The sequence below is a fragment of the Xanthobacter sediminis genome, from assembly GCF_043195015.1.
In the GTDB taxonomy this organism is placed as follows: Bacteria; Pseudomonadota; Alphaproteobacteria; order Rhizobiales; family Xanthobacteraceae; genus Xanthobacter.
In genome coordinates this window covers 20,715-37,252 of sequence record NZ_JBAFWH010000008.1, presented here as the reverse complement: position 1 = coordinate 37,252, position 16,538 = coordinate 20,715, and the positions used below count along the sequence as shown (strand labels likewise).

14 protein-coding genes are annotated in these 16,538 nt (G+C 70.2%); 9 read left to right on the top strand and 5 right to left on the bottom strand.

All coding sequences use genetic code 11. The features are described from left to right. The first annotated feature begins 2 nt into the window (after positions 1–2). The 3 genes from V5F61_RS12100 to V5F61_RS12090 all read left to right on the top strand — a co-directional run bounded on the left by V5F61_RS12100 (position 3) and on the right by V5F61_RS12090 (position 2,962). Positions 3–1,103 carry an imelysin family protein gene (locus tag V5F61_RS12100; protein WP_393989722.1) on the top strand — a complete coding sequence of 367 codons (1,101 nt, stop codon included), beginning with the start codon at positions 3–5 and terminating at the stop codon, positions 1,101–1,103. 7 nt (positions 1,104–1,110) lie between these two features. Next, on the top strand, positions 1,111–2,229 hold the full coding sequence (locus V5F61_RS12095) for a DUF1513 domain-containing protein (RefSeq protein ID WP_393989721.1): 1,119 nt from the start codon (positions 1,111–1,113) through the stop codon (positions 2,227–2,229). Between the two features lie 175 nt (positions 2,230–2,404). Further along, positions 2,405–2,962, top strand: a complete 558-nt coding sequence (locus tag V5F61_RS12090) for an NADPH-dependent FMN reductase (RefSeq protein ID WP_393989720.1) — start codon at positions 2,405–2,407, stop codon at positions 2,960–2,962. 128 nt (positions 2,963–3,090) lie between these two features. Here V5F61_RS12090 and V5F61_RS12085 read toward each other — a convergent pair whose 3' ends face one another. The 5 genes from V5F61_RS12085 to V5F61_RS12065 are packed head-to-tail and all read right to left on the bottom strand — an operon-like array spanning position 3,091 to position 10,478. Further along, entirely contained in the window at positions 3,091–4,242 is a 1,152-nt protein-coding gene (locus V5F61_RS12085) for an acyl-CoA dehydrogenase family protein (RefSeq protein WP_393989719.1), read from the bottom strand. A gap of 24 nt (positions 4,243–4,266) precedes the next feature. Next, positions 4,267–5,463, bottom strand: coding sequence for an acyl-CoA dehydrogenase family protein (locus V5F61_RS12080; protein ID WP_393989718.1), 1,197 nt, complete (start codon positions 5,461–5,463; stop codon positions 4,267–4,269). A 3-nt stretch (positions 5,464–5,466) separates the two neighbouring features. Further along, on the bottom strand, positions 5,467–6,654 hold the full coding sequence (locus tag V5F61_RS12075; protein WP_393989717.1) for an acetyl-CoA C-acyltransferase: 1,188 nt from the start codon (positions 6,652–6,654) through the stop codon (positions 5,467–5,469). A 21-nt stretch (positions 6,655–6,675) separates the two neighbouring features. Then, complete coding sequence (locus V5F61_RS12070; protein ID WP_393989716.1) at positions 6,676–8,394, bottom strand: AMP-binding protein; 1,719 nt, start codon at positions 8,392–8,394, stop codon at positions 6,676–6,678. After that, on the bottom strand, positions 8,394–10,478 hold the full coding sequence (locus V5F61_RS12065) for a 3-hydroxyacyl-CoA dehydrogenase NAD-binding domain-containing protein (protein ID WP_393989715.1): 2,085 nt from the start codon (positions 10,476–10,478) through the stop codon (positions 8,394–8,396). Before V5F61_RS12065 ends, V5F61_RS12070 begins: the two co-directional genes overlap by 1 nt. Positions 10,479–10,942: 464 nt before the next feature. Between V5F61_RS12065 and V5F61_RS12060 the strand changes: the two genes are divergently transcribed. The 6 genes from V5F61_RS12060 (at position 10,943) to V5F61_RS12035 (ending at position 16,519) form a co-directional block, all read left to right on the top strand. Beyond that, a complete protein-coding gene (locus V5F61_RS12060) occupies positions 10,943–12,145 on the top strand; it encodes an ABC transporter substrate-binding protein (protein ID WP_393989714.1) in 1,203 nt (400 codons plus the stop codon). 84 nt (positions 12,146–12,229) lie between these two features. Then, complete coding sequence (locus V5F61_RS12055) at positions 12,230–13,102, top strand: branched-chain amino acid ABC transporter permease (RefSeq protein WP_393989713.1); 873 nt, start codon at positions 12,230–12,232, stop codon at positions 13,100–13,102. Between the two features lie 11 nt (positions 13,103–13,113). After that, positions 13,114–14,121 carry a branched-chain amino acid ABC transporter permease gene (locus V5F61_RS12050; RefSeq protein ID WP_393989712.1) on the top strand — a complete coding sequence of 336 codons (1,008 nt, stop codon included), beginning with the start codon at positions 13,114–13,116 and terminating at the stop codon, positions 14,119–14,121. Beyond that, positions 14,108–14,818, top strand: a complete 711-nt coding sequence (locus V5F61_RS12045; RefSeq protein ID WP_393989711.1) for an ABC transporter ATP-binding protein — start codon at positions 14,108–14,110, stop codon at positions 14,816–14,818. Before V5F61_RS12050 ends, V5F61_RS12045 begins: the two co-directional genes overlap by 14 nt. After that, positions 14,811–15,533 (top strand): ABC transporter ATP-binding protein, encoded by a 723-nt coding sequence (locus V5F61_RS12040; protein ID WP_393989710.1) that lies wholly within the window; start codon positions 14,811–14,813, stop codon positions 15,531–15,533. The genes V5F61_RS12045 and V5F61_RS12040 overlap by 8 nt, the downstream gene beginning before the upstream one ends. Beyond that, complete coding sequence (locus tag V5F61_RS12035; RefSeq protein WP_393989709.1) at positions 15,530–16,519, top strand: NAD(P)H-dependent flavin oxidoreductase; 990 nt, start codon at positions 15,530–15,532, stop codon at positions 16,517–16,519. Before V5F61_RS12040 ends, V5F61_RS12035 begins: the two co-directional genes overlap by 4 nt. Positions 16,520–16,538 lie beyond the last annotated feature (19 nt).

Genomic DNA, 16,538 nt, shown 5'->3' with positions numbered 1-16,538 from the left:
GGATGCTTGAGAACATTGCCCGCCTAGCCCTCGCCACGGCGCGCAAGGCGCTCGCCACTCTCGGCTGCGTTGTCGCTTTTTCGGTTTCGCCGGCGCTGGCGGCGAACCCGCCCTTCGATTCCGTCGCCGTCATCGAGAGCTGGCTGCTGCCGCGCTACGATGCGCTTGCCGGCGCAGCCGATGCCCAGAAGGCGGCCTGGACCGGCTTCTGCGCCAAGCCCGAGGAGGCCGGCGTACCGGCCCTGAAGGACGCCTACGGCAAGACCGCCGATGCCTGGAACGCGGTGGAGTTCATCACCTTCGGCCCCATCAGCCAGAACCTGAGGGCCGACCGCCTCAGCTTCTTCCCGGACCGGCGCAACGCCATCGCCCGCGGCATGGCCGAGGTCATCTCCGATCCCGACGCCGGCCGCCTCTCGCCCGAGCGGTTCCCCCAGGCGAGCGCCTCGGTGCAGGGCCTGCCGGCGCTGGAACGGCTGCTGTATGAGGAGGGCGCGGCGAAGGCGCTCGCCTCCGGGCCGGAAGCGGCACGGCGCTGCGCCTTCGGCCTCGCCATCGCCACCAACCTCGCCGCCATCGCCCATGATGTGCGCAGCCAATGGGGAGACCGCGCCAGCGGGCTGCTCGGCGCCCTGGCCGCCGGCAAGGGCGACCCGGACCTCTTCCCCGACGCCGCCGCCCTTCCGGGCATGATCCTCACCGACCTTTCCGGCGCCTTCCAGCGGGTGACGGACACCAAGATCCTGCCCGTGCTCGGCTCCGGCCCCACCGAGGCCAAGCCCCTCTCGGCGGACAACTGGCGCTCCGGCCGCTCGGGCCGGGTGGCGGCGAACATGGTGAAGAGCGCGGACGCGCTCCTGCGCACCATCGCCACCCAGATGCCGAGCCGCCCGCAATGGGTGGTGAACAAGGCCGCCACCGAGGCCGATGCCGTCGCCGACAAGCTGCCCGCCGACCTCGGCGCGGCCGCCCAGACGGCGAGCGGGGCGGCCGCGCTCCACGCCGCCATCAAGACCTTCAAGGCGGCCCAGCTCGCGGTCTACCGGCCGATGGCCTCCTATTTCGTCATCTCCCTGGGCTTCAACGCCCTCGACGGCGATTGAGGCTACCATGGCCTTCCTGTCCCGACGCGCCTTCATTGCCGGTGCGCTGCTCGCGGTCCCCGCGGCCTCGCGCCTGCATGCGGCAGCGGACGCCGCCCCTGCCACCGGCTGGCTCTCCACCGCGGGCATGGCCGAGGGCTTCGCCGCCGTCTCCGTGGATGCCGCCGGCGCGGCCGATGTGGACGCCCCTTCCGCCGCCCGCCTCCATGGCATCGAGGCGAGCCCCACGGGGCCGCTCGCGGTGGCCGTGGGCCGGCGACCGGGCAAGGTCGCGGTGGTCTTCCGCCGGGACCGGGCAGGCGTCGTCTCCACTTTCGCCCCGGGCGAGGGGCGCGTGTTCTCGGGCCACGGCCGCTTCACGCCCGATGGACGCTTCTTCCTCACCGCCGAAATCGAGCCCCCGCGTGCAGAGGAGGGCCGGCCCACCATGGGCCGCGGCGTGCTGGCGCGGCGCGAGGTGGCGGCCGGATTCACCATCGCCGAGGAATGGCCCACCGCCGGCGACGGCCCGCACGACCTGATGCGCTCGGGCGCCGCGCTGGTGGTCGCCAACGGCGGCATCGAGCCCAACACGCCGGAGGCCCGCGACGCGGAGCTGACCGGCTCCACCATCACCCTTCTCGACCCCGCCACCGGCGCGCTACGCGGCGAGGGGCGGCTCTCGGCCGACCTCTCCAGCCTGTCGCTGCGCCATCTCTCGCGGGACGGCGCGGGCGGCACGGTGGTGGCGGCGCAGGACCTGATGAACGACGGCATTGCCCGCCCGCTCCTGTTCCGCATCGCCGCCGATGGCGCGGTCTCGCCCTTCGAGGCGCCGGACAATGCCTGGCGCGAGCTGCGCGGCTATGTGGGCTCGGTGGCCTACGACGCCTCCGGCCGGTTCGTAGCGTGCGCCTCGCCGCGCGGCGGGCGGGTGGCGGTGTGGCGGGCGGACGGGCGCTATCTCGGCGCGGTGCCGCTGGTGGACGGCTGCTCCCTCGCCATGGCCTACGAGGCCGGCACCTTCGTCGCCGCCAGCGGCTATGGCGAAGTGGTCCGCATCGCGGCCGGTGACGACGGCGTCGCGGTGGTGGCGCGCCGCACCGGCGGGCCGCGCTTCGACAACCACATGGTCCGCATCGGCTGAGACCGGAGGCTGAGCGGCGCCTGGAGAAGGCGTCGCCGACGCCGGACGGGGCGCCGGGCCCTAGGGTCGCGGCCGCGCCCCTGGGCCGCAGCCGGCCGGTATGACTTGGCTCTGCGTTTGTGCTCAAGTTCCAGCCGCCGGCGTCCGGCCGGCGGATGAAACGAGAGGTCGCGCCATGAAATGGGTCGTTCTGGTGGGCAGCGTGCGCAAGGGGTCCTACAACGCCGCCATCGCGCGCGCGCTTCAGGGCCTCGCCCCGGAGGGCGTGGAGATCGAGATCCTGCCCTCGATCGCCCTCCTGCCCATCTATGACGGAGACATCGAGGCCGCCGGCTTCCCAGCCCCGGTCACCGCGCTCGCGGCCGCCGTCACGGCCGCCGACGCCCTGGTGATCGTGACGCCGGAATACAATTACTCCATCCCCGGCGGGCTCAAGAACGCCATCGACTGGCTCTCGCGCATGAAGGAGAAGCCGCCGCTGAAGGGCAAGCCGACCCTCATCCAGTCCGCCTCCATGGGCGGCTTCGGCGGGGCGCGGGCGCAGTATCACCTGCGGCAGGTTCTGGTCTGCCTCGACATGCCCGTGATGAACGTGCCCGAGGTGATGGTGGGCCAGGTCCACACCAAGGTCACGGACGGCGCCCTGACCGACCAGGGCACGCTGAGCTTCATCGAGGGCCAGCTCGCCGCCTTTCACGATTTCGTGCGGCGCCAGAAGGCCGGCGCCGCCTGAGGCGCAGCGACCAGACCGCCCGCCACGCATCAGGGGCGGCGGGCGGTCCCGGCGTCGTGCCCATGGGCGCCAGGGCCTCGCCGATGGCGGACGGGCTTCGCTCAGGGCCCGCGCGCAGGCCCTCGGCATCAGGCGGCGATGAGCCCGCCCTCGGCCGCCACCCGCCGCTGGTGGAAAGGCGTGTCGCCGAACATCAGCTCGATCATGGCGAGGCGCCGGAAATGGTGGGCGCCGATATATTCCATGGTCATGCCAATGCCGCCATGAAGCTGCACCGCGGTCTGTCCCACCAGGCGGGCCGAGCGGTTAACCTGCGCCTTGGCGGCGGAGAGCGCCACGCGGCGTTCCTGCGCATCCTCGGCCTCCACCATCATGGCGGCATAGAGCGCCATGGAGCGGGCCTGCTCCAGCGCCACGAACATGTCCACCGCCTTGTGCTGGAGCGCCTGGAACGAGCCGATGGCGACCCCGAACTGCTTGCGGGTCTTGAGGTATTCCACCGTCAGCTCATGCAGCGCCTCCATCAGGCCCACCGCCTCGGCGCACAGGGCCGCGATGGCGCCTTCGACCACCCGCTCGACCACGGAGAGACCCTCGCCCACCGCGCCGAGCACGGCATCCGCCGGCACGACGACATCGGCGAGCAGCACATCGGCCGCGCGGCCTCCGTCCTGCGTCGCGTAAGCCGTGAGGGTGACGCCCGGCGCATCCGCCGGCACCAGGAACAGGGTGATGCCGGCCGCGTTCCGCCGGTCGCCGGAGGTGCGGGCGCTCACCACCAGCGTTTTCGCCGCATCGGCGTTCAGCACCACGCTCTTCCGGCCGTCGAGGCGGAAGCCCCCCTCCACGGCGCGGGCGGTGGTGGCGACATCATTGAGGTCGTAGCGCGCCTGGAGCTCAGAATGGGCGAAGGCGAGGCGGGCGGACCCGTCGATGACGCCCGGCAGCAGCGCCGCGCGCTGTGTATCGGAACCGGCGAGGCGCACCGCGCCCCCGCCCAGGATGACGCTCGCGAGGTAGGGCTCCGGCGCCAGCGCGCGGCCCAGCGCCTCCATCACCACCTGCGTCTCCACCGGCCCGCCGCCGAAGCCGCCGTCGCTTTCAGCAAACGGCAGGCCCAGAAGGCCCAGCTCCGCCAGCTCGGCCCATTTGGCCTCGGGAAACCCCAGGGGCTCGGCGCGGGCGGCGGCGAGCTGCTCGATGGTGGAATAATTGTCCGCGGCCCAGCGCCGGGCGGTGTCCTTGAGCAGGGACTGTTCGTCGGTCAGGTCGAAATCCATGGTGTCCTCCTCACAGGCCCGGTTTCAAAGACCAAGGATCGCCTTGGCGATCACATTGTGCTGGATCTCGTTGGACCCGCCGTAGATGGACACCTTGCGGTGGTTGAAATAGACGGGCGCCGCCGCATCCGCCCAGGCGAACAGGGCCTCGGCATCATTGTGGCCGGCCTCGGGCCGCGCCGCCGGCAGGGCCTGCGGACCGGCCAGCTCCAGGAGCAGCTCGGTGGTCGCCTGCTGCAGCTCCGAGCCCTTGATCTTGAGGATCGAGGAGGCCGGATCGGGCTTGGTGGGATCGCGCGTGGCCTGCGCCGCCACCACCCGCATCTGGGTGATCTCCAGCGCCTTCAGCTCAATCTCGACAGAGGCAAGGCGCGAGCGGAAGTCCATGTCGTCCCACATGGTGCCGGCCCCCGCCGGCGTCACGCGCGCGAGGCGCTTGATGCGGGCGATGCGCTCCTTCGACATGCCGATGCGGGCGATGCCGGTGCGCTCGTTGGCGAGCAGGAACTTGGCATAGTCCCAGCCCTTGTTCTCCTCGCCCACCAGGTTCTCCACCGGCACCTTGACGGCATCGAGGAACACCTCGTTCACCTCGTGCCGGCCATCGATGGTGATGATGGGCCGCACGGTGACGCCGGGGCTCCTCATGTCGATGAGGATGAAGGAGATGCCCTGCTGCTTCTTGGCGGCGGGATCGGTGCGGGCGAGGCAGAACATCCAGTCGGCATACTGGCCGAGCGTGGTCCAGGTCTTCTGGCCGTCGATGATGTAATGGTCGCCGTCACGCACCGCGCGGGTCTTGAGCGAGGCGAGGTCGGAGCCGGCGCCGGGCTCGGAGAAGCCCTGGCACCACCAGTCCTCGAGGCTCTTGATGCGCGGCAGGAAGCGCTGCTTCTGCGCGTCGCTGCCGAAGGTGGCGATCACCGGGCCCACCATGTGGCAATTGAACTGGAGCGGCAGCGGCACCGCCGCCTGCATCAGCTCCTCCATGAAGATGTAGCGCTGGACGGGGCTCCAGGGCTGGCCGCCGTATTCCACCGGCCAGCCCGGCACGGCCCAGCCCTTGTCGTTCAGGATGCGCTGGGAGGTCACGTAATCCTCCCGCGTCATCTTGCGGCCTTCCGAAACCTTGGCCCGGATCTCGGCGGGGATCTCGGTGCGGAAGAAGGCGCGCACCTCCTCGCGGAAGGCGACCTCTTCGGGTGTGAAGCGCAGGTCCATGGCTCAGGCCTCCGGATTGATTTCAATGAGGCCCGCCGCGCCCATACCGCCGGCGATGCACATGGTGACGACCGCATAGCGCACGCCGCGCCGGCGCCCTTCCAGCACCGCGTGGCCCACCAGCCGCGCCCCGCTCATGCCGAACGGATGGCCCACCGAGATGGCGCCGCCGTTGACGTTGCAGATGTCCGGGTCGATCCCCAGCGTGTCGCGGCAGTAGACGGACTGGGAGGCGAACGCCTCGTTCAGCTCCCACAGGCCGATGTCGGATACCTTGAGCCCGTTGCGTTCCAGCAGGCGCGGCACGGCGAACACCGGGCCGATGCCCATCTCGTCGGGCTCACAGCCGGCGGTGGCATAGCCGCGGAAGATGCCGAGCACCTGCGCGCCCCGCTTCGCCGCCTCGGCGGACGACATCAGCACGGTGGCGGAGGCGCCGTCGGAAAGCTGGCTGGCGTTGCCGGCGGTGACGAACTGGTCGTCGCCCCGCACCGGCTTCAGCTTGGAAAGCCCTTCCAGCGTGGTGTCCGCCCGGTTGCCCTCGTCCCTGGCGAGGGTCACGCTCTCGCGCCGGGTCTCGCCGGTCTCCTTGTCGGTCACCGCCTTTTCGACGGTGATGGGCACGATCTCGTTGTCGAACAGGCCCGCCGCCTGGGCCGCCGCGGTGCGCTGCTGGCTGGCGAAGGAGAACGCATCCTGTGCCGCGCGCGTGACGCCATAGCGCCGGGCGACATTGTCGCCGGTCTCGATCATGGTCACGTAGATGTCCGGCTTGTGGGCCATCAGCCAGTCGTTGCGGAAGGCCTCGCGATTCACCGGCTGCACCAGGGAGATGGACTCCACCCCGCCGGCCACCGCCACCGGCACGCCATCCATCACGATGCGCTTCGCCGCATGGGCGATGGCCTCCAGGCCGGACGCGCAGAAGCGGCTCACCGTGACGCCGGTGGCGGTCACCGGAATGCCGGCCACCAGGGCGCCATGGCGGGCGACGTTGCCGCCGGTGGCGCCTTCCGGATAGCCGCAGCCCAGGACCACTTCCTCGACCTCGACCGGGTCCACCTTGCCGCGGGCCAGCGCGTGGCGGATGGCGTGGGCGGCCATGTCGGCGCCCTTGGTGATGTTGAGCGCACCGCGCTGCGCCTTGCCGATGGGCGTGCGCGCGGTGGAAACGATGACGGCTTCGACCATGAACGCTTCCTCGTCTTGATTTCAGTGTGTTTCGTTGGCGGCGCCGGCCCGGATGGCCGCCTGCGCGGCGGCCTCCACCTCGGCGGCCGCTTCGGCCATCAGCACCTTCGGCAGCAGTTTGCCGACCGGGCTGCGGGGCAGCTGCTCGCGGAACTCCAGGGCGCGCGGCATCTCGTGGCGGCCCAGGCGGTCGGCCAGGAAGAGGGTCAGCTCATCGAGTGTGAAAGGCGCGGCGCCGGCCTTGAGCTTCACATAGGCCTTGGCGGACTGGCCGCGATACGCATCGCTCACGCCGATGACGATGACCTCTTCCACCGCCGGGTGCTCGTAGATCGCGTTCTCGACGGCGGCTGGATAAACGTTGAAGCCCGACGAGATGATCATGTTCTTGCGCCGGTCGACGATCTCGAACAGGCCGCGCGCATCCATGCGCCCCATGTCGCCGGTGAGGAACCAGCCGTCGTGGAATGCACCCCTCGTGCCGGCCTCGTCATTGAGATAGCCCTTGAAGACGTTGGGCCCGGAAATGGCGATCTCGCCCACCTCGCCCGGCGGCAGGGCACGGCCCGGCTCGTCCATGGCGACGATGCGCATGGACAGGCCCGGCAGCGGAATGCCGATGAGCCCCGGCCGCCGCTCCACCTCAAACGGCACGCGCGAGCCGGCGGGGCCGGTCTCCGTCATGCCCCAGCCGTTGTTGAGCTGGGTGCCGATGATGGCCTCGATGCGCGCCTGCACCTCGAACGGCAGCGGTGCGCCGCCGGACACGCACGACTTGAGCGCCGAGAAATCGACCGCCTCCACCCCCGGCCGGTTCAACAGCGCCACCCACATGGTGGGCACGCCGGAAAACTGGCTGGCCTTCAGCTCGCTGACGTCGCGGATCAGCGTCTCCACGTCGAAGCGCTGGCGCAGCAGCACCGTGTTTCCATCGCGCAGGTGGCGCAGCAGCACGGTGGTGAGGGCGTAGATGTGGAACAGCGGCAGCACCGCCACCGCCTTCTCGGCCCCCGCCACCAGCGGGCGGCCCCCATCGCGCCACGCCCGATACATGCTCACCGCCGAGGTGAGGTTGCCGTGGCTCAGCATGGCCGCCTTGGGCAGGCCCGTGGTGCCGCCCGTGAACTGCAGCACCGCGATGTCGTCCACCGAGGGCAGCGGCGCGGCGAGCGGGGCATCGCTGGCCAGGGCGCCGAGGTCGCGCACGCACGCACGCTCCGGCGTGGGTAGCGGCGCGATCTCGCCCGCGCCCCAGCGGGCGTCCTCCCCCACCAGCACCTCGTCCACGACGCCTTCGTCGAGCATGTCGAGCGCGCTCGGCAGGAAGCCGGGCAGGTTGGTGGTCACGAGCCGGCGGGCAGAGGTGGCCTTCAGCTTGTGGACGATCTCGCGTCGGGCATCGAGCGCGGAAATGTGCACCACCCGCGCCCCGAGCCGCGTGAGCGCGAAGAAGGCCAGCGGATGCCAGGGCGTGTTGGGCAGCAGCAGCGCGACATTCTCGCCGCGCCGCACCCCGGCGCGGGCAAGGCCGCTCGCGAAGCGCTCCACCTCCCGCCCGAGTTCGCGATAGCTGATCGCGATGCCCCGGAAATCGAGCGCCGTCCCCTCCCCCCGCGCCGCCACGGCGGTGGCGAGCAGATCCGGCAGGGTGGAGATCTCCAGCGGCGCGGCCCAGTCGCACACTTCCGGGAAGGCCGCCTGCCAGGGCGGAAGCGGCACGGCGGCGTGCTCCGCGGCCATCACGCCGCCTCCTGCGCGGCGAACGAGCCCGCGCCTTCCGCGAGGCGCTTCAGCAGCGGGGCGGGCCGCAGGCTGTCGTCTCCGGTCTCGGCGGCGAACGCCTCCAGCGCGGCGGCGATCCTGGGCAGACCCACCTGCTCGGCCCAATGCATGGGGCCGCCGGTGAAGGCGGGCCAGTTGTAACCGTTAACCCAGATGATATCGATGTCGCCGGCGCGGGCGGCGATGCCCTCCTCCAGGATCTTCGCGCCCTCGTTCACCATCGGGTAGAACAGGCGCGCCTCGATTTCATCGTGCGTGAAGCTGCGGCGAGCGATGCCGCGCGCCTGCGAAAGCGAGGCGATGAGCGCCTCCGTTTCCGGGTCGCGCACGCCGGCGCGGGCGCCCTGCGGATAGAGATAGAAGCCGCGCCCGGTCTTCTGGCCGAAGCGGCCCTGCTCCGCCAGCGCGTCCGCCACCGGGGCCTTCACCGCCTTGTCGCCGGCCGCCTTGCGGGCGCGCCAGCCGATGTCGACGCCGGCGAGGTCCGCCATGGCGAACGGGCCCATGCGGAAGCCGAAATCGGTCACCGCCGCATCCACCTCGTGGGGCAGCGCGCCCGCGAGCAGCAGGCGCTCGGCCGCCTCGGTGCGCTTCGCCAGCATGCGGTTGCCCACGAAGCCGTAGCACACGCCCACCACCACCGGCAGCTTGCCGAGCTTGCGGCCCAGCTCCACCGCGGTCACCAGGACATCCGGCGCCGTGTGGGCGCCGCGCACCACTTCCAGCAGCCGCATCACGTTGGCGGGGCTGAAGAAATGCAGGCCCACCACATCCTGAGGGCGGTTCGTGGTGGCGGCGATGGCGTCCACGTCGAGGTAGGAGGTGTTGGTGGCGAGGATGGTGCCCGGCCGCGTCACCTTGTCGAGGGTGCCGAAGATCTCCGCCTTCACCCCCATGTCCTCGAAGGCGGCCTCCACCACCATGTCGGCGTCGGCAGCGGCGTCGAGCCCCACCGCCGGGGTGATGAAGGCAAGGCGCTGCGCCATCGCCTCCTTGGAGAGGGAACCGCGCTTCACCGAGGTCTCGTAATTGGCGCGGATGCGGGCGACGCCGGCCTCCAGCGCTTCCGCCTTCACCTCGATGAGCGTGACGGGAATGCCCGCCTGGGCGAAGCACATGGCGATGCCGCCGCCCATGGTGCCGGCGCCAATCACCGCCGCCCTGGCGATGGGCCGCGCCTTCACCTCGCGGCCGATGCCGGGAATGCGCGCCGCCTCGCGCTCGGCGAAGAAGACGTGGCGCAGGGCCTTGGAGCTGGGGTCGGCCACCAGGGCGGCGAAGTGGGCCCGCTCGGTCGCGAGGGCAGCCGCGAACGGCTGGTCGAGGCAGGCGCGGACCGAATCAATCAGCGCGGGCACGTTGGGCGTGCGCGCGTTGCGCTTCAGCGCCTCTGCGGCGGCCGTCTCGAACGCGGCGCGGTCCTCGTGCGTGAGCCTGTCGGCGCGCGCGCTCGACCTGCTCCAGCTTCCCGCCGCGGCGAGGCGCAAGGCGGCGGCGGACGCGGCGGCGATCAGATCGCCCTCCGCGATCTCGTCGACGAGGCCGATGTCGCGCGCCTCCGGCGCGCCCAGCGGATCGCCCGAGAGCATGAGGGCAAAGGCCTGCGCGGCCCCGATGAGGCGTGGCAGGCGCTGGGTTCCGCCCGCGCCGGGAATGAGGCCCAGCTTGATCTCGGGCAGGCCGAGCTTGGCGGCCGGCGCCGCCACCCGCGCGTGGCAGGCAAGCGCCAGCTCCAGGCCGCCGCCCAGCGCCATGCCATTGATGGCCGCCACCACGGGCTTGGGGCAATCCTCGATGGCCGCCACCACATCCGGCAAAGAAGGAGGGAGCGGCGGCTTGCCGAACTCGGAGATGTCGGCTCCGGCCACGAACACCTTGCCTTCCGCCGCGAGCACGATGGCCTTCACGGCGGGATCGGCAGCCGTGGCGGCTATGCCCTCGGCAAGGGCCGCGCGCACGGCGGCGCCGAGCGCATTGACCGGCGGATTGACGATGGTGAGCACGGCGACGCCGTTGGTCGCGGCGATGCGGAGCGGAGCCATTGAGCCTCCCTTAAGTTCTGCATTGCAGAATATAAATCTGCATTATTGGAAGAGGTGACCCGGAAAATGCAGATTGTCAAGCTGTCCACCGGCGCCATTCGCCACCTCCAGATACCTCATGGCTATGGCACGTTCTGATATGCAGAATTATTTTCTGCATAAATTGACAGGCCGGGCGAACGCGTGGCATTCATCCATCGTCTCCGGGGGCTTACCTCGCCCCACGGAGCCAGAACGCGGAACAACCGCGCAGGGGGAGGAGCAAGACGGCGCGGGCCCAGGGCCCGAGCCGGCGGGAACGCCACGACCGCGCCCCTCCCATGCCGATCGAACCGCAGGAGCCGGAATCGCATCCGCCGGTCTGTCCGGCTGCGCCTCCGTCTCCGCCTGAATAGGACGTATTATCCGAACGAGCGCTCGTTCGTATTTGCGTTCAGGCGTCGGACACGCTCTGGGAGGAACACATGGTCCGCAAGACACCGGCGAACACGATCGCCGCGGCGACGCTCGCCCTCGGCCTCATGGCCACCATCACCGGCGCGGACGCGCAGGATGCTGCGAAGGCCGCGCCGAAGACCTTCACCATCGGCGCCCACATGCCGCTCACCGGCACCCTCGCCCGCTCCGGCCAGGCCTTCAACGAGGGCATGCAGGTGGCGATGAAGATGTGCAACGCCATCACGCCCCGCTACCAGGTAAAGATCGACCTCATCGACGACGAGAGCACGCCCGCCAAGGCGGTCTCGGCCGTGGAGAAACTCTCCGCCGACGGCGCGGTCGCCATCATCGGCGGCTACGGCTCCAACATCATCGGCCCGGCGTCGGACGCCTCCGACAAGCTGGGCAAAGTCTACATCACCGCCGGCGCGGTCTCGGACGAGCTGACCAAGCGCGGCCTCAAGACCTTCTTCCGCATCAACAACAATGCGGGCTACGAGCGCGGCATCGCCACCCTCATCGGCGACCTGAAGCCCGAGAAGGTCTCCATCATCGCCTCCACCAAGGAGGCCCCCGCGCTGCTCGCGGAAGGACTGGAAAAGGACCTCGCCGCCCTGGGCATCAAGGTGACCGTGCACAAGTTCGACCCCGCCATCACCGATTTCAAGCCCATCATCAACAAGATCAAGCTGCAGGATAAGCCCGACATCATCATGATGTCGGGCTACGAGAACGACTACGTGGGCATCATCCGCGCCGCCAAGGTGCTGAAGCCCAATGTGAAGCTGCTCGTGGGCACGTGGTCGCTCGCCACCCCGAAGATGTACACCGAGTTTCCCGACCTCATGAACAACGTGGCCGGAACCTCCTTCCTCCCGTTCCCGGTGGAAGTGAAGAGCGAGGAAGGCCGGCAGTTCGCGGACATCTACAAGCAGACCTACAACAAGGACATCGAATACCTCTCCACCCTGAGCTTCGTGGAAACCATGGTGCTGTGCGACGCCATCTTCCGCGCGGCCGACAACGGCACGCTGGAGAAGGGCGGCCTCGCCGACGAGATGCGCAAGACCGACCGCGAGAGCCTGCTTGGCCGCATCCAGTTCGACGCCACCGGCGACAACCCGAACTTCTCGCTCTCCATGGGCCAGCACCGCGACGGCAAGATCATCCTGGTCTCCCCGAAGTCCGCCGCCAACGGCGAGGTCGTCTACCCCGGCGTGCCCTGGTGAGCCCGCGCTGACGCAACCGCCCGCGGGCACCGTTCCGCCCGCGGGTCCACCCTTTCCGCCCCCCATGTTCCCCCTTGAGGCGACATGACCGAACTCATCCTGCAGGCGCTGTTCTCCGGCGTGCTCATCGGCGGCGTCTACGCCCTGGTGGCGCTGGGCCTCGCCCTCGCCTTCGGCGCCATGCGCATCATCAACCTCGCCCACGGCGAGCTGGTGCTGCTCGCCGCCTACATGGCCTATCTCGTGGAATCGCGCACCGGGCTCGATCCCTACTTCGCCATACCCCTCGCTTTGGTGGTGGTCGGCGCGGCGAGCTGGGCGCTGTTCCTGCTCGTGGACCGCATCAAGGACCACCGCGAGCTCAACTCGCTGATCCTCACCTTCGCCATCGGCATCATCCTCACCAACGCCATCCTGCTCATCTTCGCGAGCGACGTGCGCACCACCACCTCGCCTTTCCTGCAGGATGCCGTCTCGCTCGGCGACGTGTTCGCCATGCGCGGCGAGATCATCGCCTTCGCGCTCTCCGTGACGCTCATGGGCGCGCTGTGGTGGTGGCTGAAGTCGAGCTGGTACGGCCGCGCGGTGCGCGCCGTCTCATCCAATCGCAATGCCGCGCGGCTCATGGGCATCAATCCGGCCCGCATCGAGACGGTGTCGTTCCTGGTGGCGGGGGCGCTCGCCTCCTTCGCCGGCGTCGCCCTCTACACCATGAGCGTGGTGCAGCCGGCCACCGGCCACGCGCTCACGGTGAAGGCCTTCATCATCACCGTGCTGGCGGGCGTCGGCTCCATTCCCGGCGTGTTCCTGGGCGCCGTGCTGCTGGGCGTCACCGAGGCGCTCACCGTCACGCTCGCCTCGTCCGCCCTGCAGGAGCTCGCCGGCATGGTGCTGTTCCTCCTCGTCCTGTTCCTGCTGCCGAACGGCCTGTTCGGCGCGCGCGCCCGGCGCGGCTGAAAGGCAAGGCCATGAGCACGACCACCTCCACCGCGGCCCCGCCCGCGCGCGCCTCCCTCGGCCGGGGCGCCGCTCTCGGCGCCGGCCTCGTCATCCTCGCGCTGCTGCCGCTGGCGGCGGGCGCCAGCCCCTATATCCTGGGGTTGCTCATCTCCGCGCTCATCCTCTCGGGCCTCGCGCTCTCCTGGGCGCTGCTCGGCAACCTCGGGGGCATGGTCTCCTTCGGCCATGCGGCCTTCTTCGGGGTCGGCTCCTACGCCTCGGCCCTGCTGGCGGCGAAGGCGGGGGTGCCGGTGCTCATCGCCATCCCGCTCGGTGGGGTGGTCGCCACCCTCTCCTCCCTCGCCATGCTGCCGGCGCTGCGCCTTTCGGGGCCCTATTTCGCGCTGGCGATCCTCGCCTATGCGCAGATCTTCCGCATCCTCGCCACCGAGCTGGACTGGCTCACCGGCGGCGCGGCGGGCCTGCAGCGCTATCCCGGCCTGCCCACCGTGTTCGGCATCGATCTCGCGAACCGGGCCGGCTCCTACGTGCTGGTGCTGATCTGCGTGGTGCTGTTCGCGGTGGTCTACGTGCTGCTGCGCCGCAGCCACGTGGGCACCGCGCTGCGCGCCATCGCCGAGAGCGAGGACGCCACCCGCGTGGTGGGCGTGAACGCGACACTGCTGAAGTCCTGGATGCTGTTCCTCTCGGCCTTCATCGCCGGCGTGTTCGGGGCGCTCAACGCGCACATCATCGGCTTCCTGGAGCCGGACTACGCCTTTTCCGGCATCTGGAGCGTCATGCCCATCATCGCGGCCGTGTTCGGCGGCTACCGCACGGTGCTCGGCCCGGTCTGCGGCGCGGTGGTGATCTACCTGTTCGACCAGGTGATCGCGAAAAGCCTGATCCCAGTGGGCCACCAGATCCTGCTCGGCATCCTGCTGGCGGTGATGGTGCTGCTGGCGCCGAACGGCCTTTCCGGGCTCGCCGCCCGCCTGTTCCCGAAGCACGCGGAGAAGCGCCATGCTGGAGCTTGATGCCGTCACCGTCCGCTTCGGCGGGCTCACCGCCCTGTCGGGCATCTCGTTCCGCATCGCGGCGGGGGAGATCCTGGGGCTGGTGGGTCCCAACGGGGCGGGCAAGACCACCCTGTTCAACTCCATCTCCGGCCTGGTGAAGGCGCGCGGGCGCATCGTGTTCGACGGGAAGGACGTGACCGGCCTGCCGCTCCACAGGCGGGCGCGGTCCGGCATCGGCCGCACCTTCCAGATCCCCCAGCCCATGCACCACCTCTCGGTGCGGGAGAACCTGATCGTGGCGCAGGTGTTCGGCGCCGGGCGTCACGACGAGAAGCGCATCGACGAGATCCTCGCGGTGATGGAACTCTCCCACAAGGCCGATGCCGATGCGGCGACCGCGCTGGCGCTTCAGGAGCTGAAGCGCCTGGAGATCGCGAAGGCGCTCGCCACCGAGCCGAAGCTGCTGCTGCTGGACGAGGTGCTGGCGGGCCTGGAAAGCAACGCCAAGAAATCCTTCATGCTGAAGCTGAAGGAGCTGCACAAATTGTTCGGCCTCACCATTGTGATCGTCGAGCACGACATCGAGACCATCTCAGGGCTCTGCACCCGCGCGGTGGTGCTCAACTTCGGCCAGCTCATCGCCGACGGCACCCCCACGGAAGTGTTCAACAATCCGGCCGTGGTGGAAAGCTATACGGGGACCGCCCATGCTTGAGACACGCAACCTCTCCTCCGGCTACGGCGCCATCACCGTGCTGTGGGACGTGAACCTCACCTTCCGCGAGGGCGCGCTCACCGCCATCGTGGGGCCGAACGGCGCCGGCAAGACGACGCTGCTGCGCACCCTCACCGGCCTTCTGCCCTACACGGGCGAGATCCTCCTGGGCGATGCGCCGCTGAAGGGAAGGACCTGGGACCTCGCCGCCCAGGGGCTGGTGATGGTGCCCGAGGGCCGGCTGGTGTTCCGCGACATGAGTGTCGAGGAAAACCTCTGCCTCGGCGCCTATCCCGAGCGCTGCCGCGCCGACCTCTCCGCCAACCTGGAGCGCATGTACGCCTTCTTCCCGCGCCTCAGGGAGCGCCGGCACCAGCTCGCCGGCTCGCTCTCCGGCGGGGAGGCCCAGATGGTGGCCATGGGGCGCGGGCTGATGGCCAAGCCCCGCATCCTGCTCATCGACGAGCCCTCCCTCGGCCTTGCCCCGGTGATCGTGAACGAGGTGTTCGACATCATCCGCAAGCTGAAGGCGGAGGGCACCACCATCGTGCTCATCGAGCAGAACACCCGCATCGCACTCTCGGTGGCGGATGACCTGCACCTGATGCGCGCGGGCAAGGTGATCCTCTCGGAGAAGGCCGCGGCCATCGACCTCGACCGCCTGCACGACCTCTATTTCGCCCGCGAGGGCACCACCGAAGGCGCAGCCCGATGACCCCTTCCGAAAGCCGCCTGCCGCGGGCGTTCCGGGGCCGGCTCGCCCTGCCGGTCATCGCCTCGCCCATGTTCATCGTCTCCGGGCCGGAGCTGGTGATCGCGGAGTGCCTTGCCGGCATCGTCGGCGCCTTCCCCGCGCTGAATGCCCGCGCGCCCGAGACGCTGGACGGCTGGCTCACCCGCATCAAGGCCGAGCTCGCCGCGGCTCAGGCCGCCGACCCGGCCCGCCCCATCGCCCCGTTCGCGGTGAACCAGATCGTCCACGCCTCCAACGACCGGCTGGCGCGGGACATGGAAACCTGCGTCGCCCACGAGGTGCCGCTCATCATCACCTCCCTGCGCGCGCCCGGCGAGGTGGTGCGGCAGGCCCATGCCTACGGCGGCCTCGTGTTCCATGACGTGACCACCGTGCGCCATGCCGAGAAGGCGCTGGAGGCGGGGGTGGACGGCCTCATCCTGGTGTGCGCCGGGGCGGGCGGCCACGCCGGCACGCTGAGCCCCTTCGCTTTGCTCGGCGAGGTGCGCCGCTTCTACGACGGGCCGGTCGCCCTCGCCGGCGCCATCACCACCGGCGAGGCCGTCCTCGCCGCCCAGGCGCTCGGCGCCGACTTCGCCTACATGGGCACGCGCTTCATCGCCACGGCGGAATCGCGGGCGGCCGCGCCCTACAAGGAGATGATCTCCACCGCCTCGGCCGCGGACATCCTCTACTCACCCTTTTTCACGGGCGTGCCGGGCAATTACCTGAAGCCCTCCATCGTCGCCTCCGGGCTCGACCCGGACGCCCTGCCCCATGCCGACAAGAGCGCCATGAGCTTCGGCTCCGGCGCGGTGAAGGCGTGGCGCGACGTGTGGGGCGCCGGCCAGGGGGTGGGCACCATCACCGATGCACCGCCGGTGGCCGACGTGGTGGCGCGCCTGGAGCAGGAATACCGCGAGGCCCGCGCGCGCCTCGCCGCCAGTGCGGCGGCCTTCGCCGCCTGAGCATAAAGGGAGGGACACC